This is a genomic window from Alteromonas sp. WD8-37 (genome assembly GCF_055326825.1).
Window position 1 is genome coordinate 720,466 of the sequence record NZ_JBUZOV010000002.1, and the last position, 23,283, is coordinate 743,748.

Consider the following 23,283-nt stretch of genomic DNA (forward strand, 5'->3'; position numbering starts at 1 on the left):
GCTTTAAATCGCATTTGTTTATACTATGCGGCCTTATTTTGACATAAAGATGCTGATGGCCGGCACCGTATCTTAGCTTAGCCTGCTGGCCGGGTTAAACTTTACACAATCGCACACACATCAGCCTTGCAACACAACCAGGGGTCCAAGACCATGCGCACAGAGTACTGTGGGAATATCGATTCATCATTTGTAGGACAAGAAGTCACCCTATGCGGCTGGGTGAACAAACGGCGTGATTTAGGTGGCCTCATCTTTATCGATTTGCGTGACCGTGAAGGCCTGGTCCAGGTGGTGTTTGACCCGGATCTTCCCGAGGTGCTGGAAGAAGCCAACAAATTACGCAGTGAATTTTGTGTGCGGCTGACCGGTACTGTGCGCGCGCGCCCCGAGGGCCAGGTAAATGACAGCATGCGCACTGGCCGCATTGAAATTTTAGGTACCGGCCTGAAAATTTTCAGCAAGTCAGCCGCCCTGCCGCTGGACTGGAACCAGGAAAACTCTGAAGAGCAGCGCCTACGCTACCGCTATCTGGACCTGCGCCGCCCGGTCATGAGTCAGCGTTTGCAGTTTCGTGCCCAGGTTACCGCAGCGGTACGCCGTTATTTAGAAGAGCAGGGCTTTTTGGATATCGAAACCCCGATTCTGACCAAAGCCACGCCAGAAGGCGCGCGGGACTATCTGGTGCCAAGCCGGACCCATAAAGGCGAATTTTTTGCTCTGCCACAATCGCCGCAGTTGTTTAAACAATTGCTGATGATGTCGGGCATGGACCGTTATTATCAGATCGTAAAATGCTTCCGTGACGAAGATTTACGCGCTGACCGCCAGCCTGAGTTTACCCAAATCGATTTGGAAACCACCTTTTTAGACGCCGAAGGCGTGATGGCCATCACCGAAGGCATGATCCGTGACCTGTTCAGCAAAATGCTGGATGTGGACCTGGGCGACTTTCCGCGCATGACCTACGCCGAAGCCATGCAGCGCTACGGCAGCGACAAACCGGATCTGCGTAACCCGCTGGAGCTGGTGGATGTGGCTGATTTGGTCAAAGCCGTGGAATTTAAAGTTTTCAGTGGCCCAGCCAATGATGACAACGGCCGTGTAACCGTCATTCGGGTGCCTGGTGGCGCCAGCATGTCGCGTAAAGACATCGATGAGTACACTAAGTTTGCCGGTATTTACGGCGCTAAAGGCCTGGCCTGGATAAAGGTCAATGAAGACGCGCCAGGGCAGGGCGGTCTGCAATCACCGATTTTGAAATTCTTAAGCGAAGACATCACCGATGCGCTGCTGGCCCGCACGGGTGCGCAGGCCGGTGACATCCTGTTGTTTGGCGCCGATACAGCTACCGTGGTTACAGAAGCCATGGGCGCACTGCGTCTGAAGCTGGGTGAAGACTTTGATTTGCTGGAAGGCGAGTGGCGCCCGTTGTGGGTTGTGGACTTCCCGATGTTCGAAGAAGCCAACGGCCAGATGCATGCGTTGCACCACCCGTTTACGGCGCCGCGTGATGTCAACGCCGAAGAGTTGAAAGCCAACCCGGTAGGCGCGCTGTCGGATGCGTATGACATGGTATTAAACGGTGTGGAACTGGGCGGTGGCTCGGTGCGTATTCACGACCAGCAGATGCAGGAAGCGGTATTTGCGGTACTTGGGATCAACGAAGACGAAGCCCGCACCAAGTTTGGCTTCCTGTTAGACGCACTGCAATACGGTGCGCCACCGCATGCCGGCCTGGCCTTTGGTTTGGATCGCCTGGTGATGCTGATGACCGGTGCCACCTCGATTCGTGACGTGATGGCGTTCCCGAAAACCACCACCGCAGCCTGCCCGTTAACCAGCGCACCGGGTGAAGCCAATCCACAGCAACTGGCTGAACTGGCTATCCAGGTGGTTAAAAAAGCCAGCGAATAAATGAGCTATAAACGCCCTGAATCGGTGCTGGTGGTGCTATATGATAAGCACCACCAGGTACTGGTGATGCAACGCAAAGACGATGCGGAATTCTGGCAGTCGGTGACCGGCACCATTGAGCCGGGTGAAACGGCACTGCAAACCGCCTATCGTGAAGTGGCCGAAGAAACCGGTCTGCAGCTAAACCCGACAGCTGGTGACATTGTCGACCAGCAAACCATCAATACCTTCATCATTCGCCCGCGCTGGCGTCATCGTTACCCGCCGGGCACTGTCTATAATCGTGAGCGGGTATTTACCGCTCAGATTGACAGCCAGCAACCGCTGACTCTCACCGAACATACCGCGTATGCCTGGTTGCCCAAAGACCAGGCACTGGCCTGTTTGTGGTCGGATACCAACAAAGAAGCTGTGGCGACATTTGTCCCGGAAGAAAAATAATGATAATACTGGGTATAGATCCAGGTTCAAGAATTACCGGCTACGGATTAATTGCCCGTAAGCAGGGAAAATTGGTGTATGTGGGCAGCGGCTGTATTCGTTTAGGCGACCAGGCGTTACCGGAACGCCTGGCCAAAGTGTTTACCAGTGTGGGTGAAATCATTCGCCAGTATCAGCCGGCGCAGTTTGCCATCGAGCAGGTGTTTATGGCGAAAAATCCGGATTCGGCGCTCAAACTGGGCCAGGCCCGGGGCGCGGCGATTGTGGCAGCGACCCAGGCCGAGCTGCCGGTCGCTGAATACTCGGCGCGGCAAATCAAACAGGCTGTGGTGGGCAAAGGCGGAGCGGATAAAAGCCAGGTTCAACATATGGTTAAGCATCTGCTGAGCTTGCCGGGAACACCCCAGGCCGATGCCGCCGATGCGCTGGCGGTGGCGTTGTGCCATGCCCACACCGAACAAAGTTTAATAAAGCTGGCAGGTCAGGCAAGTAAAACTGTGCGTGGCCGCTTGCGCAGGTAAGGATTAGCATGATAGGTCGTATACACGGGGCGTTGGTAGAAAAACAGCCCCCGGAAATTTTGGTGGATGTAAATGGCGTCGGGTATGAGATCCAGATGCCCATGACCAGCTTTTATCAGCTGCCCGCGGTGGGCGAGCCGGTCACCGTGTTTACTCATTTTGTGGTTCGCGAAGATGCCCAGCTGTTATTTGGCTTTGCCGATAAAATGGAACGCGGTTTGTTTCGCGAGCTAATTAAGGCCAACGGAGTAGGGCCAAAGTTAGGTCTGACTATTTTATCGGGAATGTCGGCCAGCCAGTTTTTAAGCAGTGTGCAACATGAAGATGTCAGCGCGCTGGTGGCCATGCCGGGGATCGGCAAGAAAACCGCCGAGCGACTGGTGGTGGAGTTAAAAGATCGCCTGGCAAAATTTGGCAAAGCGCAAGATGTCAATCTGCCCAGCCTACCCATCGATGAGCGTGCCGGCAATACCGTGGTACCGGTCAATGATGCTCGCGAAGAAGCTGCCAGTGCGCTGGTTTCACTGGGCTACAAACCGGCCCAGGCCAGTAAAATGGTCAGCGGTATTTATCAGGATGGCATGGATAGCGAAGCGCTGATCCGTGAAGCCTTAAAAGCAGCGCTGTAACCCACAGAGCAAATTATGATTGAAGCAGATCGTTTAATTGATGCCGTGGCCAGCGGTGATGATGAAGATGTCATCGACCGTGCCATTCGGCCCAAATTGCTGGACGACTATACCGGCCAGCCCCATGTGCGCGAGCAGATGGAAATTTTTATCCAGGCCGCCCGCAACCGTGATGATGCGCTGGATCATTTGCTGATATTCGGCCCGCCCGGGTTGGGTAAAACCACGTTGGCCAACATTGTGGCCAATGAGATGGATGTCAGCATCAAAACCACCTCTGGCCCGGTGCTGGAAAAAGCCGGTGATCTGGCAGCACTGCTGACCAATCTGGAACGCAACGATGTGCTGTTTATTGATGAGATCCATCGGTTAAGCCCGGTCGTGGAAGAAATCCTGTATCCGGCCATGGAAGATTACCAGCTCGACATTATGATTGGTGAGGGCCCGGCAGCCCGTTCCATTAAGCTGGATTTGCCACCGTTTACTTTAATTGGCGCCACCACCCGGGCTGGTTCGTTGACCTCACCGCTACGGGATCGCTTTGGTATCGTACAGCGGCTGGAGTTTTACTCAGTGGCTGACCTGACCACCATTATCAGTCGCAGTGCCCATTATCTGAATCTGGAAATGGATGAAGGCGGCGCGCTGGAAGTGGCACGGCGCTCCCGGGGTACGCCACGCATCGCCAACCGCTTGCTGCGCCGGGTGCGTGATTATGCGCAAATCAAGGCCGATGGCCAGGTCAGTGCGGAGGTGGCAGCGGCGGCCCTGGATATGCTGGATGTAGACAAAGAAGGCTTTGACTACATGGACCGAAAATTGCTGGTTGCCATCATTGAAAAATTTGATGGCGGGCCGGTGGGCCTGGATAACCTGGCGGCAGCCATTGGTGAAGAAAAAGAAACTATCGAAGATGTGATAGAGCCGTTTTTGATTCAGCAAGGTTTTTTACAGCGTACGCCCCGTGGCCGGATCGCCCAGCAGCGCGCCTTTTTGCACTTTGGTTTTAATCCCGCGGGTGAGTGATTCGCCCCGGGGCAACTTTCCTGTCGCTCTGGGCGGTTTTTTGTAGCTCTGGGAAGTCAGCCGGTCGCACCGGGCTGCAGGCAAAAAAAAGCCCGCTCAAAGGAGCGGGCAAAACAACAAGTGTTGAAGGAAATAAATCCAGGGAACTCATGTCTAACAGGAGAAAATCTCGTACATACGGCGTGAGCCGTGATGCCTGTGTGACAGATGGTGCGCATTATAAGCCAGATTGAACTTGTGACAATTGAGGAAAATTAGTTTTTCTAATAAGAAAAACTAATACGTGAACAGGCTGTTAAAAATGCCACCTTGTGGCGTTAAAAAGCCCATTGTGAAAGGGGTAGGGTGTCGACAATTGCTGGCAAAAGCAGCATTATTAAATAGCCCTATTCTTATATTGAGATTAATTTTATTAAGCTTGGAAGCATAACTATGCAGACATGGCCTGTACGGGTGTATTACGAAGATACGGATGCCGGTGGCATTGTTTATTATGCGAATTATTTAAAGTTTTTTGAGCGAGCCCGTACAGAGTGGTTACGTCAGCTCGGTTACGATCAGGATGTTCTGCTGGAACAATCCATTGGCTTTGTCGTCAAACACGTCGAGATGCATAACTATGCGCCTGCCCGATTTAATCAGCTGTTGAGTATTGAATCACAGATTGTAGAATTGAAAGGCGCAAGCATGGTGTTTCATCAAAAAATAAAAAATGCCAGTGATGACCTGTTGGTGGTCGCTGATATTCAGGTTGTGTGCGTGGATCATGGGCAAATGAAGGCCCGCCGTATACCGCGCACGTTATTAGGGGATTTATCGCGTGGAATCTGATTTAACTTTTATTGGCTTGTTCTTACAGGCCAGTTTTCTGGTGCAACTGGTGATGTTGCTGCTGCTGGCGGTGTCGGTGGCGTCCTGGACCTTTATCTTTCAGCGTACCAAGGCATTAAAAGCAGCCAAAACCGAGATGGTCCATTTTGAAGACAAGTTCTGGTCTGGCGCTGACTTGAACAAGTTGTATCAGGAGCTGTCTGCGCGCAGCCATCTGACTGGTATGTCGGCCATCTTTTGTGCCGGCTTTAAAGAATTTGTCCGTCTGCGTAAAGGCAACACTGCGGTGAACGGTATCGTGGATGGCACCTACCGCGCCATGCGGGTGCGTATGTCTCGGGAAGTGGAAGGCCTGGAAAACCGGCTGCCCTTTTTGGCCACCGCTGGCTCCATCAGCCCGTATATCGGTTTGTTCGGTACCGTGTGGGGGATCATGAATGCCTTTATCGCATTAGGTGAGGTGAAGCAGGCCACCCTGGCCATGGTGGCGCCCGGTATCGCCGAGGCCTTGATTGCTACCGCCATTGGTTTGTTTGCCGCCATCCCTGCAGTTATTGCCTATAACCGGTTCAGCCATAAAGTGGAAAAGCTGGAAAACAATTACGGTAACTTTATGGAAGAGTTTTCTGCCATCCTGCATCGCCAGGCCGTTGCTGCGCAAAACCAGCAAGCCGGTTAGTGCAGTTAGTTCACAGGTTGTCAGGAGGCAGTCATGTATATCCGTAAACGTCGCCGGCCGGTGTCTGAAATCAATGTGGTCCCCTACATTGATGTGATGCTGGTATTGCTGATCATCTTTATGGTCACCGCGCCGCTGATTTCCCAGGGGGTCAAGGTCGACTTGCCCAAAGCCAGTGCTGAACCTATTGAGCAGGAAGATATTCCACCGCTTATCGCATCGGTGGATGTGCAGGGCCGTTTGTATCTGAATGTGGGCGAAGACGAAGACCGCCCGCTGGAGGAAAGTGAACTGGCGGCACTGGTGCAGGCTCAACTCAAACAAGCCCCGAACACACCGGTGGTGGTCAAAGGCGATGGCAAGGTGGCCTATGAAAAAGTGATTCAGCTGATGGTATTGCTGCAAAATGCTGGGGTACCGTCAGTGGGGCTGATGACCGACCCCGTTGAGTCGTAACCATGGCCAAGCCATCATTTTTTAGAAAAGCCGATTGGCCGGATGACAAGGTGGCATTGTATAAGTCCCTTGGTGTGCATCTGGCCATTGCGCTGGTGTTGCTGATTAGCGTCAGTTTTTCACCGGATCCGTTGCCCACACCCGCGGCCAGTGCCCCGGTGATCCAGGCAACCTTTATCGATGCCCAGGCTATTGCTGATAAGCAGAAGGCAGAAGAAGAGGCTGCTGCGCAGGAAGCTGAAAAGCAGCGCGCTGCGGAAGCGGCACGTCGGGCCGAAGCTGAACGTCAGCGTAAGATAAACGCAGAACGCGCGGCCCGTAAGGCTGAGCAAAAGCGGGCGGAAGAAGCACGTAAAAAACGCGAAGAAGAAGCGCGTAAACAGCGTGAACTAGAGCGATTAGCCGCGCAAAAAGCCCAAAAGCGCAAAGAGCGCGAGGCGCGGGAAAAAGCTGAAGCAGAGCGCAACCGCAAAGCCGCTGAAGAAAAAGCAGAAATGGAAAGAATGTTGCAAGAGCAAATGGAAGCCGAGCGTTCAGCGCAGCAGCAACGCCGCCAACAGCAGGTTCTTTCCGAAGTCGATCGCTATAAAGCACTCATTCAGCAAAAAATTGTACAGGGCTTATACAAAGATTCTTCGTATGAGGGTAAGCGCTGCCGCTTGAATCTGCGCCTGGCTACCACTGGACTGGTGGCGGATGTGCGGGTGTTAAGCGGCGATCCGGCATTATGCCGGGCCGCGCAAACCGCAGTATTGCGGCCGGACCGTCTGCCGATGTCAGAGGATGCGGCGGTGTACGAACAACTTAAAGACATTAATCTAACGGTGGAACTGTAGTGAGTATAACCAAACTAAAAGTTGGCCTGGCAACAGCATTAATGCTGCTAAGCGCAGTGGCCCAGGCGTCACTGGAAATCGTTATCACCGAAGGGGTCGACGGTGCGCGCCCCATTGGTGTGGTGCCGTTTACCTGGAAGGGGAACGGTGAGTTGCCAGGCGAGCTGGCCTCGGTAGTCCGTAATGATCTGATGCGCAGCGGTAAATTTAACCCCATGGCGCCGGATGAGATGCCGCAATACCCCACCACCGACAGCCAAATCAATTACACCGCGTGGGCCGCGGCCGGTATTGATACCATTTTGGTGGGCAGCGTTGAACAGCAGGGAGCAAACCGCTACAAGGTGAGCTATGAACTGGTGGATATTTTACGTGCCCAGGCCACCGGCGGCGGTAACAAAGGCGGTCAGGATCATGTGATCGTCAAACGCTCGGCAACTATCAATCCGCAGGATTTTCGTCAGTATGCCCATCGTATTTCCGATGTGGTGTACGAGGAACTGACCGGCGAAAAAGGCGCATTTTTAACCCGCATCGCGTATGTCAAAGTGCGTGACCGCAAAAGCAATAATTTGCCTTATGAGCTGGTGATTGCCGATTATGATGGCGAGAACGAAACCCGCTTGTTATCGTCGCCTGAGCCGTTGATGTCACCGTCGTGGTCACCGGATGGTGAAAAGCTGACTTATGTAAGCTTTGAGAACAAACGCCCGCAAATTTTTATCCAGGATATCTATACCATGGAACGTCAGAAGATGACGGATTTCCCGGGTATCAACGGTGGGCCGGTATTCTCGCCAGATGGCAAAAAACTGGCGATGGTGCTGTCTAAAGATGGCAACCCGGAAATCTATATCATGGATATTGCCAGCAAGGATTTGCGCCGTGTTACCCGTAACCGGGCCATTGATACTGAGCCTTCCTGGTCACCAGATGGTGATAGCTTAATATTTAGCTCTGAACGGGGTGGTAAACCTCAGATTTATCGCGTAAATTTAGCATCAGGAAGTGTACGTCGTCAGACCTTTGACGGAGAGCAGAATTTAGGGGCGACCATTACCCCAAATGGAAAAGAAATGGTACTGGTAAATCAAACCAAAGGCGACTATCGCATTGCCCGTCAGGGCTTAGAAGATGGCGCGATTCAGGTGCTTACCCGTACTTATCTGGATGAGTCGCCCAGCATTGCGCCTAACGGCAGCATGATAATTTATAGCACCTTGCACAATGGCACGCAGGTATTATCCTTAGTGTCGTTGGACGGTCGCTTCAAGGCAAGGTTACCAGCCACCGATGGACAAGTTAAATCGCCAAGTTGGTCACCATTTTTATTTTAACGAATAGATAGACTATAGAAAAACTATAAGGAATAAGAGGATGCAACTTAACAAAGTAATGAAGAGCTTCGTTATCGCCTTACCTGTGGTGACCATGATGGCATGTTCATCAGGCCCAAGCGAAGAAGAGCTGGCCGCCGAGCGTAACCGTGTTGCGCAAGAGCAAGCCGAAGCGGAGCGTCAGGCAAAAGCTGCTGAAGAGCAGCGTGTTCAGGCTGAAGCCGCCCAGCGCATGCAGCGCCAGGAAGAAATGATGCAGGAGCAACTGGAGTCTCTGAAGCAGGAACAAACTGTTTACTTCGACTTCGACCGTTCTACTATCAAATCAGAATTCCGTGAAATCCTGGACAAGCACGCAGAGTTCCTGGTTCAGCACCCGGATCAAAACGTGGTTATCGAAGGCCACACTGACAGCCGTGGTACGCCAGAGTACAACATCGCCCTGGGCGAGCGTCGTGCCCAGGCAGTAGAAACTTACCTGATGAACGCAGGTGTAAGCAGCAGCCAGCTGTCGAATGTTTCTTACGGTGAAGAAAAGCCAGCGGTAATGGGCTCAACTGAATACGCAATGGCGCAAAACCGTCGCGCTGTGGTGGTTTATCAGTAATGCGTTTACCACAACGTAACTGGACATTAGCGAGCGGTGCCGCGTGCGCTGCTCTCATTCTGTCTGCTGCGGCGCAGGCTCAGGCGCCGGTATATGATGTCAATAATGCCGGCAGCACAGCCGAGCTGGAAAAGCGTATTTCGGTGCTGGAGCGCATGGTGGATAGCCGTACGCAAATGCAGCACCGCTTGCAGCAACAGCTCGATACCATGCAAGGCGAGATAGACCAGTTGCGTGGTTCAGTAGAAGTGCATACCAACCAGCTTGAAAAAGTGCTGGAGCGGCAACGTGAACTGTATCTGGAAATTGATAAGCGTGTTGAAGCGCTGAAGCAATCTTCTGCTGCAGCGACACCGTCGGGAAACACCAATACTGCCTCCTCAGGGACTGCATCATCACCTGCGCGTAGCTCTCAACCTCAAATGGGGGAGAGTGAGGCCTATGACAATGCAGTTAACCTGATCCTGAAGTCGCGCGAATATGACAAGGCTATTCCTGCTTTTCGTGAGTTCATCGCTGATTTTCCTAACAGCGACTATTCTGCCAATGCACATTATTGGTTAGGGCAGTTGTTGTTTAACAAACAACAGTGGGCCGACTCAAAAGAGCAGTTTGCCATCGTGGCCGAACGCTTTCAGGATTCCTCTAAACGGGCCGAAGCTTTGTTAAAACTGGGTGTGATTGAACAACGCCAGGGCAATGCACAGCAAGCTCGTCAGTATTACAATGCAGTGATTTCGGAATACCCGAATTCCTCTGCCAAGCGATTAGCAGAATCTAAGCTCAATTCGCTATAAAAAATGAAAAGCCTCCGCCTGCTGCGGAGGCTTTTTTATTTGCGATGAAACCAGTCTAAACACTGAAATAGCGCGTATTTATTCGACGTTTTGTTGTAGTTTTGACCGCTTGAACGCTTTTTTCTTAAAAAAAGTAAATTAAGCAGCGTTTGGGGTTGCACCCCCTCAAGAAATAAGTATTATATGCCGCCGTTGCCGCAGACAGGCAACAACAGGAAAGTTATGGGTCGTTAGCTCAGTTGGTAGAGCAGTTGACTTTTAATCAATTGGTCGCTGGTTCGAATCCAGCACGACCCACCATCATAACTTATCCTGCCATGCGAAGGGTCGTTAGCTCAGTTGGTAGAGCAGTTGACTTTTAATCAATTGGTCGCTGGTTCGAATCCAGCACGACCCACCACTCGCAAGGCACCAAATTGAAATGGGTCGTTAGCTCAGTTGGTAGAGCAGTTGACTTTTAATCAATTGGTCGCTGGTTCGAATCCAGCACGACCCACCATTTCAAAGTTATTCCAGCTTCCCCTGATTTTTCAAAACATCCTAAAATGCTCGCGCAGGATTTGAACCAGCGAAGCGGTTCGACATCCCGAACGGCAGTGAGGGTGAACGCACTTTAGTGCGGCCCGCAGGGTGAGTCTGCGCAGCAGACGAATCATCCAGCACGACCCACCATTTCAAAGTTATTCCAGCTTCCCCTTTATTTTCAAAATATTCTAAAATGCTCGCGCAGGATTTGAACCAGCGAAGCGGTTCGACATCCCGAACGGCAGTGAGGGTGAACGCACTTTAGTGCGGCCCGTAGGGTGAGTCTGCGCAGCAGACGAATCATCCAGCACGACCCACCATTTCAAGATAAAGTTAGACTTCTAAAGTTCTCCAAATAGCATTACCAAGCCCGCGCAGAATTCGAACCAGCGAAGCGGTTCGACATCCCGAACGTCAGTGAGGGTGAACGCACTTTAGTGCGGCCCGCAGGGTGAGTCTGCGCAGCAGACGAATCATCCAGCACGACCCACCATTTCAAGATAAAGTTAGACTTCTAAAGTTCTCCCAATAGCATTACCAAGCCCGCGCAGAATTCGAACCAGCGAAGCGGTTCGACATCCCAAACGGCAGTGAGGGTGAACGCACTTCAGTGCGGCCCGTTTACCGTCATTGCGGCGCAGGCCGCAATCTCCTGCAGTACTTGGTGAGGTATCTAGGATACTCATGGAGACCCCGGTTTACACCGGGGTGACGGTTTAAGTAATGTAATTGCAGCGCAAGCCGCAATCTCCCACAGTACCTAGTAGGGCATCAACGACACCTACCTGCCGTCATTGCGGCGCAAGCCGCAATCTCCCACAGTACTTGGTGAGGTATCTAGGATACTCAAGGAGACCCCGGTTTTCACCGGGGTGACGATTAGGGGCATGTCATCGCAGCGCAAGCCGCAAACTCCCACAGTGCTTCGTAGAGTATCAACGGCATTAAAATTTACCGTCATTGCGACGCAAGCCGCAAACTCCCACAGTACTTCGTAGGGCATCGACGGCACTTTTCTACCGTCATTGCGGCGCAAGCCGCAATCTCCTGCAGTACCTGGAAAGGTATCAACGGCACCTAAGCACTGTCATTGCGGCGCAAGCCGCAATCTCCCACAGTACTTTGTAGAGCAACAACGGCATCTATCTACCGTCATCGCAGCGCAAGCCGCAATCTCCTGCAGTACTTGGTAAGGCACCCAGGGTACTCAAGGAGACCCCGTAACGGTTCAAAGGTAGGGCATCAACGACACCCAGGAAGCCCCCAGACACCTTCAGCAAGACAGGGTAGGAAGCAACATAAATAAACCTTACAACGCCCCACAGGCCGCTCTTACACCGCCTGTAAACTGCTGTCCTACCAATCCCTTACACCTTCTTAATCCAATCTCACAGCCTATAAGCAATCTTTGTCTGCAGCAGGCCGTAAACAGCACTGCCATTAACCTTGAAATATCGTGTTTCAGCACTATTTCAAAAATATGAATTCTTCGCGACAGTCGGGTATACTTTGCGCCCGTTTTTGCTGTCGTCTAAGTCAGGTCAGTATGTTATGACAGTCGCATTTCGCGTAGAACAAGTAGATTATCCGTTCCCTGCCAAGCCTCCTGTTTTATCGGCGGCCCGCAAGGATGAATTAAAAACTCAAATCAAAGCGTTGCTTAAACAGAACAATGCAACCCTGGTGGCTCACTATTACACCGACCCGGAGATTCAGGCGCTGGCCGAAGAAACCGGTGGCTGTGTAGCCGACTCGCTGGAGATGGCTAGATTTGGCCGTGATGCTGAAGAGCAAACGCTGATTGTGGCCGGTGTCCGTTTTATGGGCGAGACCGCTAAAATTCTCAGCCCGGAAAAAACTGTGCTAATGCCCACGCTTGAAGCCACTTGCTCACTGGATATAGGTTGCCCGGAAAAAGAATTTACCGAGTTTTGTGATGCTCACCCCGACCATACCGTGGTGGTGTATGCCAACACCTCTGCAGCAGTAAAGGCGCGCGCAGACTGGGTGGTGACGTCCAGCATTGCGCTGGAAATTATTGAACACCTGGACGAGCAGGGCAAAAAGATTATCTGGGGGCCGGACCGCCACCTGGGTTCGTACATTGCCAAACAGACTGGCGCTGACATGTTGATGTGGCAGGGCGAGTGTATTGTGCACGACGAGTTCTCGGCGCAAAAACTGGCCGACATGAAAGCTCTGTATCCCGATGCTGCTATTTTAGTGCACCCGGAATCCCCAGCGTCTGTAGTAGATATGGCCGATGCGGTAGGTTCCACCAGTCAGTTGATCAAAGCCTCACAGGAAATGGACAACGAAACATTTATTGTGGCCACTGATAAAGGCATCTTTTACAAGATGCAGCAGCTGACCCCGGGCAAGACGTTTATCGAAGCGCCCACCGGCGGCAACGGCGCTACCTGTAAAAGCTGTGCTCATTGCCCGTGGATGGCGATGAATGGCTTAGAGGCGATTCACAATGCGCTGACTGAGGGCAGTACAGAGCATGAGATCTTTGTGGGTGATGAACTGCGCCGCAAAGCACTTATCCCACTGGACAGAATGTTGGACTTTTCAGCAAAGCTTAAAGCGCAAACTGCAAACGCCTAATTATTAGGCGTTTCTCGCTTTTTTTTGCACGAGTTCTTGATTCATACCGCCAGATTCCCTAATATACGCGCGCTCTGCAATAAAACGCAGCGCAATTCCGGAGAGATGGCTGAGTGGCTGAAGGCGCACGCCTGGAAAGTGTGTATACGTTAATAGCGTATCGAGGGTTCGAATCCCTCTCTCTCCGCCAGATACGAAAAAGCCCGCACATCGTGCGGGCTTTTTCGTATCTGCAGGAAAGCAGAGGATTTGATTTGAACTCTTCGGTTCGACAAGTTGCGACTGAGCAACTTGCAACGAGCGGCTTTGCCGCGAAGCCCGGAGGGTCAAAAACGCACGAGCGTTTTTGATTAATCCCGTAGCCTGACCACGCCAACCACTCCTGACTTCGGCACGGTGCGGGCTTTTTCGTATCTGCAGGAAAGTAGAGGATTTAATTTGAACCCTTCGGTTCGACAAGTTGCGACTGAGCAACTTGCAACGAGCGGCTTTGCCGCGAAGCCCGTAGGGTCAAAAACGCTCTGGCGTTTTTTAATTAATCCCGTAATGGACCACACCATGCACCCATGTCTCTATTACGTAATTTTTTATCTCGCCTATCAAATTTAATTCACCATCAACTTGTACAAAGTGGTGGTACAAATGAGCAGAATGGCTGCACCTTTCAAAGATAAAAAGACCGGCGTCTACTAATTCAGGATGGCGGTTCCCAAAGACCTCGTTTCCGTTTTCAACAAGCGGGAATTTAAAACTTCCCTCAAGACCAAAAGCCTTGCTGAAGCCAAGCGTTCTTTCATCGAACATCTGGCGAATGCGCAAAGTGACATTGAGCTTGCCAGACAGGGCACCACTAGCGCTTCAAGCCTCTTGCTGTCCGTAAGAGACTGTGTGGTGGATAGCTGAGCGTTGGTACAAGCGGCTAAAGGACCAGATGGAGTCCACAGGGGATTTTTAGCCTCATACTGTCCAAGATACCTGAATGGGCAGATGGTCAGTATCTCTTTCATTACATGGGGTTATCAGACACCTTAAGTATTTGCAGCTCAGAATGGGTAAGAACCACAGTGGAAGACCATAAGGAACTCGCAGAAGATCTTAGCGAGCATATCGATGCCCAACAGGGTATTGAAGGTATTTCAGTAGCTCATTGCAGCTCCACTTACATCGAGTTAGCCAAGGCCTTCTACCCCTACGTACATCACTTTGCTAAGGCCTGACTCTCCTAGACACTTTCTATGCACTTAGAATGCTGCCTGTCATATTCTGTTGGTGACGTACGTCCGTTGGCAGTATGGCTACACAATGTCACCGTTACTGTCAGGCCGAAGTAGCGCTAAGTTCATTGAAAAAATATATTCACCCGTAGGACGTTAATGGCCCTATGCCAGATTCGGTTTGAATACGTTCCAGACTCTAGATAGCCGGTTAGCGTTTGGAATTGTCTCATTGAATAAAAAATACACGTTCCAGTGTCGGTTTTTTTTACAATAAAAAGATCACCGGATTCGGAAATATTTTCACCATTCCGCTAAATTTGTGTAAAATAATGAAAAAGTAAGTCTGGCATGAACCGTGCTAAGTTCAGGCAAAGTCAAAGTATGGAAACTGTGGGCGCGCAACGCACCCGGTAAAATTCGACTTCAAAGGAATGGTCTTCAAAACAAGTGATAATCGAGAATATGGCCTTGAATAAAGGTCAGCGTTCAGCATGTAATTGGTTCGAGCGGCCTTTGCACGGTGTTGTGTGCAGGCCCTGGTGTGATGCTCTTAAACTGAAGCATGAACTGCATGTGGTAGAAGGGCCGTGTGAAGGTGCCGGTGCTAAATTGCTTTGGCAGGGCCGGCAACAAGGTCAGCGCTTTCAAACACAAACAGCATTGTATAAAAGTGACAAGGGGTATACCCTAAAAATCGATTGTCAGGGTAAGGGCACGTTTCACATTGAAGGTGATCGGTTCAATATCGACTGGCAATCGGGCGGCACGTCGGCAAGCCATTACTTCCAGTCGATGGGGCTGGCATTGTGGCTGGAGCTGCAGGGCACGGTTTGTTTGCATGGCAATGCACTCACCAAAGATGGTCGCACGGTGGTGCTGATCGCGCCTAGCGGTACAGGTAAGTCGACGCTCTCTGGTGCATTGATGCAACAGGGATATGACTTACTTACCGATGATATGGTTGCATTACATAGCAACAACGGTGGCTATGAAATCTTTCCGAGCTGGCCAGTTATGCGTTTGTGGCCTGACAGCATCGAACATATAGGCAAAAGCCAAGCGCTGAATACAAAGCGCGAAAAGGTACACGACGCATTTCATAAACAACTTGTTTCGTTAAATAGGCAAACAGGCAATAGTGAAAGCAAGCGCCTGACCGACATCGTCCTGTTGAATCGAGTGGATGATGTAGATACAGGCAATATAAGAAAAGCCAAAAAAAATACAAAACAAAAAGAAAGCGCAGTCAAAGCGCGTACGCTAAGCGGTTCAGAAGCCGTAATGGCGCTTTTAAAAAATACGATATTGGGCGAGGTCTATCGCCCCTTAGCAATAGAAGACGAGCGATTAATGCACCTTGCCGAGGTTGCGCAGCGAGTCAGGGTAAGTGAGCTAACTTACCCGTCAGGGATTCAAGGATTGCAGACCGCATCACAGTGGTTTGCTAACCAGTAAATTGATTTACAACTTTTTAGGTCACAATTGTGACCTGCATCGATCAGGGAAGAATATCGATGGCGAACCACACCGGTTTTGTCAAAAATAATGTCAATACGTTTGCAGCCGCTTATCGGCTGGTTGATTTGTTGGTTATTCATGCCTCTCTCACCCTGGCATTGCTAATACGTGGTATCGATTTTGACGAAAACTACCTTCTTCTCAGCCTGGTAGCCAATATCACGTTTGCCATCGCGGCCGAATCAAACTCACTTTACCGAAGCTGGCGGGCGGGTTTTTTCAAACAACTGGTGTTTTATACGTTTCTTTCCTGGGGCGTAGCCATTTCAGTGGTGATGGTATTTCTGTTTTTTTCAAAAACGTCGACGGAATATTCGCGGCTCTCGTTAGCCCTTTGGTTCGGTATTGCCGCGGTGGTACTTATCACCTGGCGCTCTGTGTTTGGCATACTTCTTACCAAAATGCGACTGAAAGGCCATAATACGCGAAGCGTGGCCATTTTCGGGGTGTCGGAAACCGGTGTCAGACTGGCCCATGAAATTAACTACCGTAAAGAAACAGGCTATAGAGTAGCCGCGTTTTATGACGACCGCAGTAAAGACCGCTTAGATTCTCCTTTTTTGAACCAATTAAAAGGAAGCATTGAAGACGGCGTGCAGGCAGCAAAGAACGATGAGTACGACACCATTTTCATTGCGCTACCAATGAAAGCCGAAGCCCGCATTCGTGATATTTTGTTTCGCCTTGGCGATACCACTGCCGATGTTCAGCTAATTCCAAACTTCTTCATGTTTTCAATGATGCAAACCTCCATGTCACACGTGGGTAACATCCAAACCTTAAGCGTGTACAACAACCCCATGTCCGGCGGCGCCGCCACACTTAAGCGCTTCGAAGACATTGTACTTTCCACCATCATTCTGTCGGTTATCGCAATCCCCATGCTTTGCATCGCAATAGGCATCAAGCTGACATCGAAAGGGCCAGTGATCTTTAAGCAGGACCGCTACGGCCTGAACGGAAAACGCATCAAAATGTGGAAGTTTCGCTCGATGACGGTAACAGAAAACAGCGATGTGGTTACCCAGGCGAGAAAGAATGATGCGCGTATAACGCCTTTCGGCGCGTTTCTTAGAAAAACCTCACTAGATGAACTGCCGCAATTCATAAATGTGCTGAAAGGGGATATGTCAGTAATAGGACCCAGACCGCATGCCGTCGCTCACAATGAAGAGTACCGGAAGATGGTCGATTTTTACATGCTGCGCCACAAAGTGAAGCCGGGTATTACCGGTTGGGCGCAAGTAAATGGATGGCGTGGTGAAACGGAAACGGTCGATAAGATGAAAAAGCGGATTGAATATGACTTGGATTATATTAGGAATTGGTCATTGTGGATGGACTTTAAGATTTTGTTGATGACGTTGGTTAAAGGATTTGTTGGTAAGAATGCGTATTAATTTAATGAAAGTTGTGAAGCTCCATGGAATTTATTAATCATAGAGATAAAGTGTGTTGTGAAAAAGACGCGGCATATTTTGATTTATTAAAAATTGCAACTTTGACGGCGCCTATTGAAAATGAATTTAGACGAAGTGAAGCAATTTCTTCATTAAATAAAGTTTCCAAGTATGGGTCATTAATTTGGCGTTTTTTTCCATTATTGTTGCAACAGTCCAAAGACTTAGGGCTATTAAAATACTTAACTCAAGATTCGCAAGATTATTTGATTAAAAGAACTAAGGAAGCACTCCTCAGAGACTCTGCTAAGGAGCTTTTATTAAATGAAATACTAAACAAGATGTCGAAAGAAAATATCCCGCTAGTTCTTTTAAAAGGTACAGGTTTTTCACATTGGTTGTATACTAGTGAATCACCTCGTATAAGTTCTGATATCGACATATTGATTCGTGAAAAAGACATGAGCCGAGCGCATTCTTTATTAGAAGAAATATTAGATTGCGTTCCAAAAAAAAATAGCGGGGTTTTTGATAACGTCTATGAGGTGTCATTTATTAGTAAGACGAAACTAGGAGTTCCTCCTCTAGATCTTCATTTTAATGTAATTCATCCCTTTTACTTTGAAATAGAAGTCGATGACCTATGGAATAATGTAGTGCCGCATCCATATTACAGCGAAAAGTATCGCGATGTTTATATTTTTAACTGCACATACTCAATACTCATAACAGCAATAAACTCATTCAAAGATTTTGATTTCTATGGCCATAACTTAGTAGATTTAAATATGCTTCTTGGTAGAGAAGATTATGATCAGAAGAAGCTGTTACAACTTGCATATAAATATCGGCTTGATGTTGCTCTAATTTTTATGTCGAATGCGTACAGCGAAATATTTAACTGTAATGTAATTAGCACATCAAAGAAAACATACTCTACTCGGATTAACATTATTAAATTTATATATAAAAAGGTAGATAAAGGTGCTTTATATAAATTAATGTTGCAATACTTATTTCATCGTTCATTCAGTATGAAGTTATTTAAAGCGCAATTTACTTACGCGATTAAAAGTGCATCGATTTTCTTTCGCCGAAATTTAAAAGCGAAATAATAATACATAGGTGCTTTATGACTATAAAGTTTATTAATATTAAGCGTGAAATTTTATTATTTCTAATGTTATTTGTATTTATTATAAAAATAGCACTATCGGTAACAGTTCAGTTCGACGTTTTAGTAGGTGTTAACTATTCGCTAGATTTTCTTATACTAACATTGGGTTCCATACTAATTTTATTGAATTGTAATCGGCTGAGTCAGGCTGAGTGGTTTCCTTTAGTAATTGTCGTTTTGTATAGTATTTATATAATAATTAACGGGCTTATTCACAACAAACTTATATCGACTGTAATATATTATTCTAGATTTGTTCTGCCTGTACTATTTTTTTACGCATTACTAACTTCGTTTAAAGGTAAATCTAAACAGTATGCCACTGTAACGGTCAGAATTTTTTTATTTATATTTTTTCTCGCGTTTATTGGCATTTTCTTTTTACCGGATACATATAATCATTTTGAGATAAAGCTACCTACATATTTCAGTGGCCTTCATAAATCGGCTTATATTCTTTGTGTTTCATCGCTAGGCTTATATTTTATTTATAAAATTTATGGTTTCAATCGCCAGGCATTAATTATTTTTCTGCTATTTAGTTCTTATATGCTTTTTTCAGGATGGGGAATAAGAACACCAATTGTGATGATATTAGGCTTTTTTGTTTTTTTGCTTTTATTTGAACATGAAAAAATTTATCCTAAATTATTGGCGTTTTTGTCTGTCCCTTTGATAGCTATATTCATGTTAGCTTTTACCGACATTGACTGGAACTCTATCTCGTCTGGACGTCTGGTAATGTGGCAAGTAAAAATAGATATGTTGTCTAGGTATACGGTCAGAGAATTTCTTTTTGGTAAAGGCTTCGGTGCAGACTACATAGAGGTAGAAAATTGGTGGGGTGAAAAAGACTCTCACAATAACTTTATTCAAACGATGATTGAATTAGGAGTTATAGGTCTTCTTTTGATAGTCGTATTTGTAATTTCAGTTTTTAAAATATGTAAATCTTCAGCAAGCAAATCCTTTGTTATTGCACTTGTTATTTCAGGCATCTTGAGTAATGGAATTATGTATCGCCTGTTACCTGCATACACATACTATCTTGTGCTTTGCTTGTTAATGGTTTCTGAAGCATCGCTTAATAATTACAATAGGAATTTACTAAAAAATGCCTAATGACGAAATCAGTTTTTTTATAATAGGTGGAACGGAGAAAGCCGGTACAACATCGCTCTTCGAATATTTTACCCTACATCCAGAAATTTCTTGTTCAAAGGTTAAGGAGACCGACTATTTAAGAAGTAGCTCGCCAAATTTGAATGATTATTTATCTTTGTTTGATAAAGAAAGAGTGCAAAAATCATTCTGTCTAGAATCCTCTCCAGGATACCTCGGGCTTGCTGATGAAGTGATAGATAATTGTGTTACCTTACAGGTGCATCCTTATTTTTGTTTTGTTCTAAGGGATCCAATAGAACGACTCCTATCAAGTTTTAATTTCCATAAAAGTAAGCTTTATATACCAAAAAGTATGGATGTAAATTTTTATGTCGATCAATGTTTTGATTATTTAAATAATAAAATTAGTTTGTCTGACACACAATTTTCGTCTGACTGGTTCCTTAATGTTCTTCCTGCTGGTTCCTACAAAAATAATTTAGAGAAATTTTTACGTTTTAGCAGCGAAAAGGTACTTCTCATTGACTTTCAAGATTTAAAAGATAAACCGCATGAGACCGTTTCAAATATCTGTCAATGGTTAGATATAGATAGTAGCTATTTTCATTCTTATGAATTTCATGCTGCAAATCGAACTTTTCAATATAGAAATGCTGCTTTACATAAATTGATTATGAGTGTTAACAAAAGTCTAGAGCCTTATTTTAGAAAACGCCCTAAAATTAAAAGAGGTATAGTCAACGCTTATAGGAAAGTAAATGGCTCCAAAAAGCAAGCGACGGATACTCTTAATCCTTTAAACTTCGAAAGGCTAGTTGAATTTTATCAACCAGATGTTGATTTCTTGAAAGACAATTTTGGAATTGGCGAAAAATGGGCAAGTTTTTATGGATAAACCTAAAGTTGTTACTATTAGTACTGGCGCTAACGGTGGTATTAGGACTGTTGTTGAGAACTATTTTTCAACCGGTGTTTACAAAAACTATTCTCATAAATGGGTTGTCAGTCACGTAGAAGGTTCTAAATCTCGAAATCTCTTTGTTTTTATAAAAGCACTCTTTCAAGTTATCTTTATTAGAATGTCAGGAACAAAGCTGTTTCATATACACATGGCAATGAAGGGAAGTTTTTTCAGAAAGTTTATTTTTACTTTAGTTCTTAGGTTTTCGCAGGCAAAAGTTATCATTCATTTGCATGGCTCAGAGTTTAAGAGTTTCTATGAATTTAGTCCACTGTTGGTTAAATTTCTTATTCGAAGAGTTTTTGAGCTAAGTGAATGCGTTCTCGTTTTATCCAAAAGCTGGGAAGATTTTATACTTAAAATTTGTAAGCCTAAAAAAGTTATTATACTAAATAACTTTGTAAAACCTATTCCTAAAACTCGTAGTTTCTCAGACTCTAGTTCCGTTAGCTTCGTATTCATGGGGGAGATTGGTAACAGAAAAGGGATTTTCGATCTCATTAGGGTTTTTAGTAAATTACTTCAAGAACAACCTTCCGCTCAACTGCACGTGTGTGGAGGGGGACAAGTAGAGAAAGCCAAAGAGCTTGCAAATTCATATGGTATAAATACGAACGTTCATTTTTGGGGTTGGGTTAAAGGTAAACAAAAGGTGGAACTACTAAATATGGCTGATTCAGTAGTGCTCCCTTCTTATAACGAAGGTTTACCAATGGTCCTGCTTGAAGCGATGAGTTTGGGCAAATGTGTAATTTCAACAAAAGTTGGAGGAATCCCAGAGTTAATACATGATGGAATCAACGGTTATATTATAGAGCCTGGAAATGATGAAGAACTTCTTATTCGATTGAAACTGAGCTTGGAGCCCAAGAATCGCTCTTTGCTCGGTAATAAAGGAGAAAAAACCTTTAAAACTTCATTTTCTCCGCAGGTAATTATACCGAAACTACAATCTGTCTACTCGGAGGCATTATGAAGAAATCGAAACTTTTGGTCGTAGCATCAAATGGTGGTCATCTAGTCCAACTACTTAGATTGCTACCTGCGTTTGAAGAATATCATATTATCGTTGCTTCAACCTCTTCGGAGCCTTGCAGTTTAGATGTTGACTTTGAATACTACAATCTGACTGATTGTAATATGCAAACAAAATTAAAATTACTAAGATGTTTTTTCGAAACCTTGAAGGTAGTTCTAAAAAGTAAGCCTGATATTGTTGTTTCTACAGGAGCAGCTCCCGGCTTACTCTCGATACTGTGGGGGAAAGTTTTTAGAAAGAAAGTTATATGGCTAGATAGTATAGCTAATACACATAAACTTTCTGTCTCAGGAAAGATAGCAAAAAAATTAACACCATTGTGTTTCTCACAGTGGGAAAATGTCGCAGAGAATGAGGGAATTAAATATATAGGAGCTGTGCTATGATTTTTTTAACAGTAGGTACTCAACTACCCTTCGAGAGATTAGTTAAAGTTGTCGATGAGCTATGTGCGATTAATGGTGAATTAAAAGTCTTTGGTCAGATCGGAAGGTCTAAATTTTTACCAAGAAACTTTGAATATACCGAAACACTCACTATTCGGCAGTTTAATGAAATTTTGGAAGATTCTACATGTGTTATTTCTCATGCAGGTATGGGGTCAATTTTAACTTCGCTAGCACATAGTAAGCATATAGCAATGATGGCTCGCCTTTCTAGGTATTCAGAGCACAGAAACGATCACCAGGTGGGAACAGCAGAAAAGTTTAAATGTTTTAATAACTGCCACGTTTTTGAGACCTCGGAAGAACTAAGTAGCATAATTTCTAGCATACGAATTCAAAAGTCAAGACAACAGTTTAGTCGTTATGCTCCGACAACTACGATAAATAACTTTAAAAAATTATTAGCTGAGGCAGGTAAATGTATTTAAACGCAGTTTTTTTACATTCTATTTATTCCAATAAGTGGGTCAGGCGAATCCCTCTCGTTTCTAGATTTCTAGAAGCTATCAACTATTTAATTTTCAATTGTTCAATACCGGCTAGTGCGGTTTTAGGGGAAGGCACTTTTTGTTCTCATCGAGGAATGTCTGTTGTTATACATAAGTCCTCAGTCATAGGAAACGATTGTGTTATTGGGACATGTGTAACTCTCGGTGGAAAGGGGAAGGGGATTTCCGGGGCTCCATCCATCGGAAACAACTGTTACATAGCGACCGGAGTAAAGATAATAGGGCCTGTTAACATAGGGGACAATGTTGTAATCGGTGCGAATAGTGTTGTGTTGGAAGATGTTCCGTCGAATGCCACGGTAGTAGGAATTCCAGCGAAAATCGTTGACACCAACAATGCTATTTAAGTTAAGTATACTTGGTGCTTCAAGTAAGCTGGTTCAAGCGGCTTCACAATTCGCTGTGATCTCAATACTTACTCTTAATTTTGGAATTTCTGAGCTCGGGGAATTCAGCCTCATCAACTCGGTTTTGATTTTTTTTGCAGTGCTATACTCTTTCGGTATAAGAAATACTTATGTATTAGAGGATAGTTCAGAATTAACATTTTTTAATTATCTATTATTAACCATGGTAGGGGTTGGGTTAACAGTATTATCTAGTAGTCTTGTTTTCATAGTTGTTGATACAAGTTTACTCTTACCCGCCTGCAGTCTTATGGTTGTTAGGGCAACTGAGT

23 protein-coding genes and 4 tRNA genes are annotated in these 23,283 nt (G+C 46.6%); all 27 read left to right on the forward strand.

The window, feature by feature from the left end; genetic code table 11:
- Nucleotides 1-153 precede the first annotated feature (153 nt).
- The 27 genes from aspS to ACTUJZ_RS08735 all read left to right on the forward strand — a co-directional run bounded on the left by aspS (nt 154) and on the right by ACTUJZ_RS08735 (nt 22,951).
- Nucleotides 154-1,917 carry an aspartate--tRNA ligase gene (gene aspS, locus ACTUJZ_RS08605; RefSeq protein ID WP_463635882.1) on the forward strand — a complete coding sequence of 588 codons (1,764 nt, stop codon included), beginning with the start codon at nt 154-156 and terminating at the stop codon, nt 1,915-1,917.
- Nucleotides 1,918-2,358, forward strand: coding sequence for a dihydroneopterin triphosphate diphosphatase (gene nudB / locus ACTUJZ_RS08610; protein WP_463635883.1), 441 nt, complete (start codon nt 1,918-1,920; stop codon nt 2,356-2,358).
- Nucleotides 2,358-2,879 (forward strand): crossover junction endodeoxyribonuclease RuvC, encoded by a 522-nt coding sequence (gene ruvC, locus ACTUJZ_RS08615; protein WP_463635884.1) that lies wholly within the window; start codon nt 2,358-2,360, stop codon nt 2,877-2,879. Before nudB ends, ruvC begins: the two co-directional genes overlap by 1 nt.
- 8 nt (nt 2,880-2,887) lie before the next feature.
- A complete protein-coding gene (gene ruvA, locus ACTUJZ_RS08620) occupies nt 2,888-3,508 on the forward strand; it encodes a Holliday junction branch migration protein RuvA (RefSeq protein WP_463635885.1) in 621 nt (206 codons plus the stop codon).
- Between the two features lie 15 nt (nt 3,509-3,523).
- Nucleotides 3,524-4,534, forward strand: a complete 1,011-nt coding sequence (gene ruvB, locus ACTUJZ_RS08625; protein ID WP_463635886.1) for a Holliday junction branch migration DNA helicase RuvB — start codon at nt 3,524-3,526, stop codon at nt 4,532-4,534.
- A 432-nt stretch (nt 4,535-4,966) separates the two neighbouring features.
- Nucleotides 4,967-5,365 (forward strand): tol-pal system-associated acyl-CoA thioesterase, encoded by a 399-nt coding sequence (gene ybgC, locus ACTUJZ_RS08630; protein ID WP_463635887.1) that lies wholly within the window; start codon nt 4,967-4,969, stop codon nt 5,363-5,365.
- Entirely contained in the window at nt 5,355-6,044 is a 690-nt protein-coding gene (gene tolQ / locus ACTUJZ_RS08635) for a protein TolQ (RefSeq protein ID WP_463635888.1), read from the forward strand. Before ybgC ends, tolQ begins: the two co-directional genes overlap by 11 nt.
- A gap of 33 nt (nt 6,045-6,077) precedes the next feature.
- Nucleotides 6,078-6,500, forward strand: coding sequence for a protein TolR (gene tolR, locus ACTUJZ_RS08640; protein ID WP_463635889.1), 423 nt, complete (start codon nt 6,078-6,080; stop codon nt 6,498-6,500).
- A 50-nt stretch (nt 6,501-6,550) separates the two neighbouring features.
- Nucleotides 6,551-7,336, forward strand: coding sequence for a cell envelope integrity protein TolA (gene tolA / locus ACTUJZ_RS08645; RefSeq protein ID WP_463635890.1), 786 nt, complete (start codon nt 6,551-6,553; stop codon nt 7,334-7,336).
- Between the two features lie 41 nt (nt 7,337-7,377).
- Nucleotides 7,378-8,673 (forward strand): Tol-Pal system beta propeller repeat protein TolB, encoded by a 1,296-nt coding sequence (tolB, locus tag ACTUJZ_RS08650; RefSeq protein WP_463635945.1) that lies wholly within the window; start codon nt 7,378-7,380, stop codon nt 8,671-8,673.
- 40 nt (nt 8,674-8,713) lie between these two features.
- Nucleotides 8,714-9,280, forward strand: a complete 567-nt coding sequence (pal, locus tag ACTUJZ_RS08655) for a peptidoglycan-associated lipoprotein Pal (RefSeq protein WP_463635891.1) — start codon at nt 8,714-8,716, stop codon at nt 9,278-9,280.
- Nucleotides 9,280-10,077, forward strand: a complete 798-nt coding sequence (gene ybgF / locus ACTUJZ_RS08660; RefSeq protein WP_463635892.1) for a tol-pal system protein YbgF — start codon at nt 9,280-9,282, stop codon at nt 10,075-10,077. The genes pal and ybgF overlap by 1 nt, the downstream gene beginning before the upstream one ends.
- A 224-nt stretch (nt 10,078-10,301) precedes the next feature.
- Nucleotides 10,302-10,377, forward strand: a tRNA-Lys gene (locus ACTUJZ_RS08665).
- A gap of 24 nt (nt 10,378-10,401) precedes the next feature.
- A tRNA-Lys gene (locus ACTUJZ_RS08670) sits at nt 10,402-10,477 on the forward strand.
- Between the two features lie 23 nt (nt 10,478-10,500).
- Nucleotides 10,501-10,576: transfer RNA gene (locus ACTUJZ_RS08675), tRNA-Lys, on the forward strand.
- Nucleotides 10,577-12,153: 1,577 nt separating this feature from the next.
- The gene (nadA, locus tag ACTUJZ_RS08680) at nt 12,154-13,212 is read left to right on the forward strand and encodes a quinolinate synthase NadA (RefSeq protein ID WP_463635893.1); all 1,059 of its coding nucleotides are present in this window, start codon (nt 12,154-12,156) and stop codon (nt 13,210-13,212) included.
- Nucleotides 13,213-13,311: 99 nt separating this feature from the next.
- Nucleotides 13,312-13,402, forward strand: a tRNA-Ser gene (locus tag ACTUJZ_RS08685).
- Nucleotides 13,403-13,911: 509 nt separating this feature from the next.
- Nucleotides 13,912-14,115 carry a DUF6538 domain-containing protein gene (locus ACTUJZ_RS08690; protein WP_463635894.1) on the forward strand — a complete coding sequence of 68 codons (204 nt, stop codon included), beginning with the start codon at nt 13,912-13,914 and terminating at the stop codon, nt 14,113-14,115.
- Nucleotides 14,116-14,897: 782 nt separating this feature from the next.
- A complete protein-coding gene (locus ACTUJZ_RS08695) occupies nt 14,898-15,884 on the forward strand; it encodes a hypothetical protein (protein ID WP_463635895.1) in 987 nt (328 codons plus the stop codon).
- A 59-nt stretch (nt 15,885-15,943) separates the two neighbouring features.
- The gene (locus ACTUJZ_RS08700) at nt 15,944-17,347 is read left to right on the forward strand and encodes an undecaprenyl-phosphate glucose phosphotransferase (protein WP_463635896.1); all 1,404 of its coding nucleotides are present in this window, start codon (nt 15,944-15,946) and stop codon (nt 17,345-17,347) included.
- Between the two features lie 23 nt (nt 17,348-17,370).
- The gene (locus ACTUJZ_RS08705; protein ID WP_463635897.1) at nt 17,371-18,462 is read left to right on the forward strand and encodes a nucleotidyltransferase family protein; all 1,092 of its coding nucleotides are present in this window, start codon (nt 17,371-17,373) and stop codon (nt 18,460-18,462) included.
- A 17-nt stretch (nt 18,463-18,479) separates the two neighbouring features.
- Nucleotides 18,480-19,646, forward strand: a complete 1,167-nt coding sequence (locus ACTUJZ_RS08710; protein ID WP_463635898.1) for a hypothetical protein — start codon at nt 18,480-18,482, stop codon at nt 19,644-19,646.
- Nucleotides 19,639-20,544 carry a sulfotransferase domain-containing protein gene (locus ACTUJZ_RS08715; RefSeq protein WP_463635900.1) on the forward strand — a complete coding sequence of 302 codons (906 nt, stop codon included), beginning with the start codon at nt 19,639-19,641 and terminating at the stop codon, nt 20,542-20,544. The genes ACTUJZ_RS08710 and ACTUJZ_RS08715 overlap by 8 nt, the downstream gene beginning before the upstream one ends.
- Nucleotides 20,537-21,586, forward strand: coding sequence for a glycosyltransferase family 4 protein (locus tag ACTUJZ_RS08720; RefSeq protein ID WP_463635901.1), 1,050 nt, complete (start codon nt 20,537-20,539; stop codon nt 21,584-21,586). Before ACTUJZ_RS08715 ends, ACTUJZ_RS08720 begins: the two co-directional genes overlap by 8 nt.
- Entirely contained in the window at nt 21,583-22,035 is a 453-nt protein-coding gene (locus ACTUJZ_RS08725; protein WP_463635902.1) for a hypothetical protein, read from the forward strand. Before ACTUJZ_RS08720 ends, ACTUJZ_RS08725 begins: the two co-directional genes overlap by 4 nt.
- Nucleotides 22,032-22,523: a glycosyltransferase gene (locus tag ACTUJZ_RS08730; protein ID WP_463635903.1), complete on the forward strand. Its 492-nt coding sequence runs from the start codon at nt 22,032-22,034 to the stop codon at nt 22,521-22,523. Before ACTUJZ_RS08725 ends, ACTUJZ_RS08730 begins: the two co-directional genes overlap by 4 nt.
- A 155-nt stretch (nt 22,524-22,678) precedes the next feature.
- Nucleotides 22,679-22,951: a serine O-acetyltransferase gene (locus ACTUJZ_RS08735; RefSeq protein WP_463635946.1), complete on the forward strand. Its 273-nt coding sequence runs from the start codon at nt 22,679-22,681 to the stop codon at nt 22,949-22,951.
- Nucleotides 22,952-23,283 lie beyond the last annotated feature (332 nt).

Coding starts and splice junctions, on each gene's coding strand:
- ACTUJZ_RS08720 (WP_463635901.1), top strand. CDS start 20,537: ATGGATAAACCTAAAGTTGTTACTATTAGTACTGGCGCTAACGGTGGT.
- ACTUJZ_RS08725 (WP_463635902.1), top strand. CDS start 21,583: ATGAAGAAATCGAAACTTTTGGTCGTAGCATCAAATGGTGGTCATCTA.
- pal (WP_463635891.1), top strand. CDS start 8,714: ATGCAACTTAACAAAGTAATGAAGAGCTTCGTTATCGCCTTACCTGTG.
- tolB (WP_463635945.1), top strand. CDS start 7,378: ATGCTGCTAAGCGCAGTGGCCCAGGCGTCACTGGAAATCGTTATCACC.
- tolR (WP_463635889.1), top strand. CDS start 6,078: ATGTATATCCGTAAACGTCGCCGGCCGGTGTCTGAAATCAATGTGGTC.
- ACTUJZ_RS08735 (WP_463635946.1), top strand. CDS start 22,679: ATGTCTGTTGTTATACATAAGTCCTCAGTCATAGGAAACGATTGTGTT.
- ruvB (WP_463635886.1), top strand. CDS start 3,524: ATGATTGAAGCAGATCGTTTAATTGATGCCGTGGCCAGCGGTGATGAT.
- ybgC (WP_463635887.1), top strand. CDS start 4,967: ATGCAGACATGGCCTGTACGGGTGTATTACGAAGATACGGATGCCGGT.
- ACTUJZ_RS08705 (WP_463635897.1), top strand. CDS start 17,371: ATGGAATTTATTAATCATAGAGATAAAGTGTGTTGTGAAAAAGACGCG.
- ruvA (WP_463635885.1), top strand. CDS start 2,888: ATGATAGGTCGTATACACGGGGCGTTGGTAGAAAAACAGCCCCCGGAA.
- ACTUJZ_RS08700 (WP_463635896.1), top strand. CDS start 15,944: ATGGCGAACCACACCGGTTTTGTCAAAAATAATGTCAATACGTTTGCA.
- ACTUJZ_RS08690 (WP_463635894.1), top strand. CDS start 13,912: ATGGCGGTTCCCAAAGACCTCGTTTCCGTTTTCAACAAGCGGGAATTT.
- nadA (WP_463635893.1), top strand. CDS start 12,154: ATGACAGTCGCATTTCGCGTAGAACAAGTAGATTATCCGTTCCCTGCC.
- ACTUJZ_RS08730 (WP_463635903.1), top strand. CDS start 22,032: ATGATTTTTTTAACAGTAGGTACTCAACTACCCTTCGAGAGATTAGTT.
- aspS (WP_463635882.1), top strand. CDS start 154: ATGCGCACAGAGTACTGTGGGAATATCGATTCATCATTTGTAGGACAA.
- nudB (WP_463635883.1), top strand. CDS start 1,918: ATGAGCTATAAACGCCCTGAATCGGTGCTGGTGGTGCTATATGATAAG.
- ybgF (WP_463635892.1), top strand. CDS start 9,280: ATGCGTTTACCACAACGTAACTGGACATTAGCGAGCGGTGCCGCGTGC.
- ruvC (WP_463635884.1), top strand. CDS start 2,358: ATGATAATACTGGGTATAGATCCAGGTTCAAGAATTACCGGCTACGGA.
- ACTUJZ_RS08710 (WP_463635898.1), top strand. CDS start 18,480: ATGACTATAAAGTTTATTAATATTAAGCGTGAAATTTTATTATTTCTA.
- ACTUJZ_RS08715 (WP_463635900.1), top strand. CDS start 19,639: ATGCCTAATGACGAAATCAGTTTTTTTATAATAGGTGGAACGGAGAAA.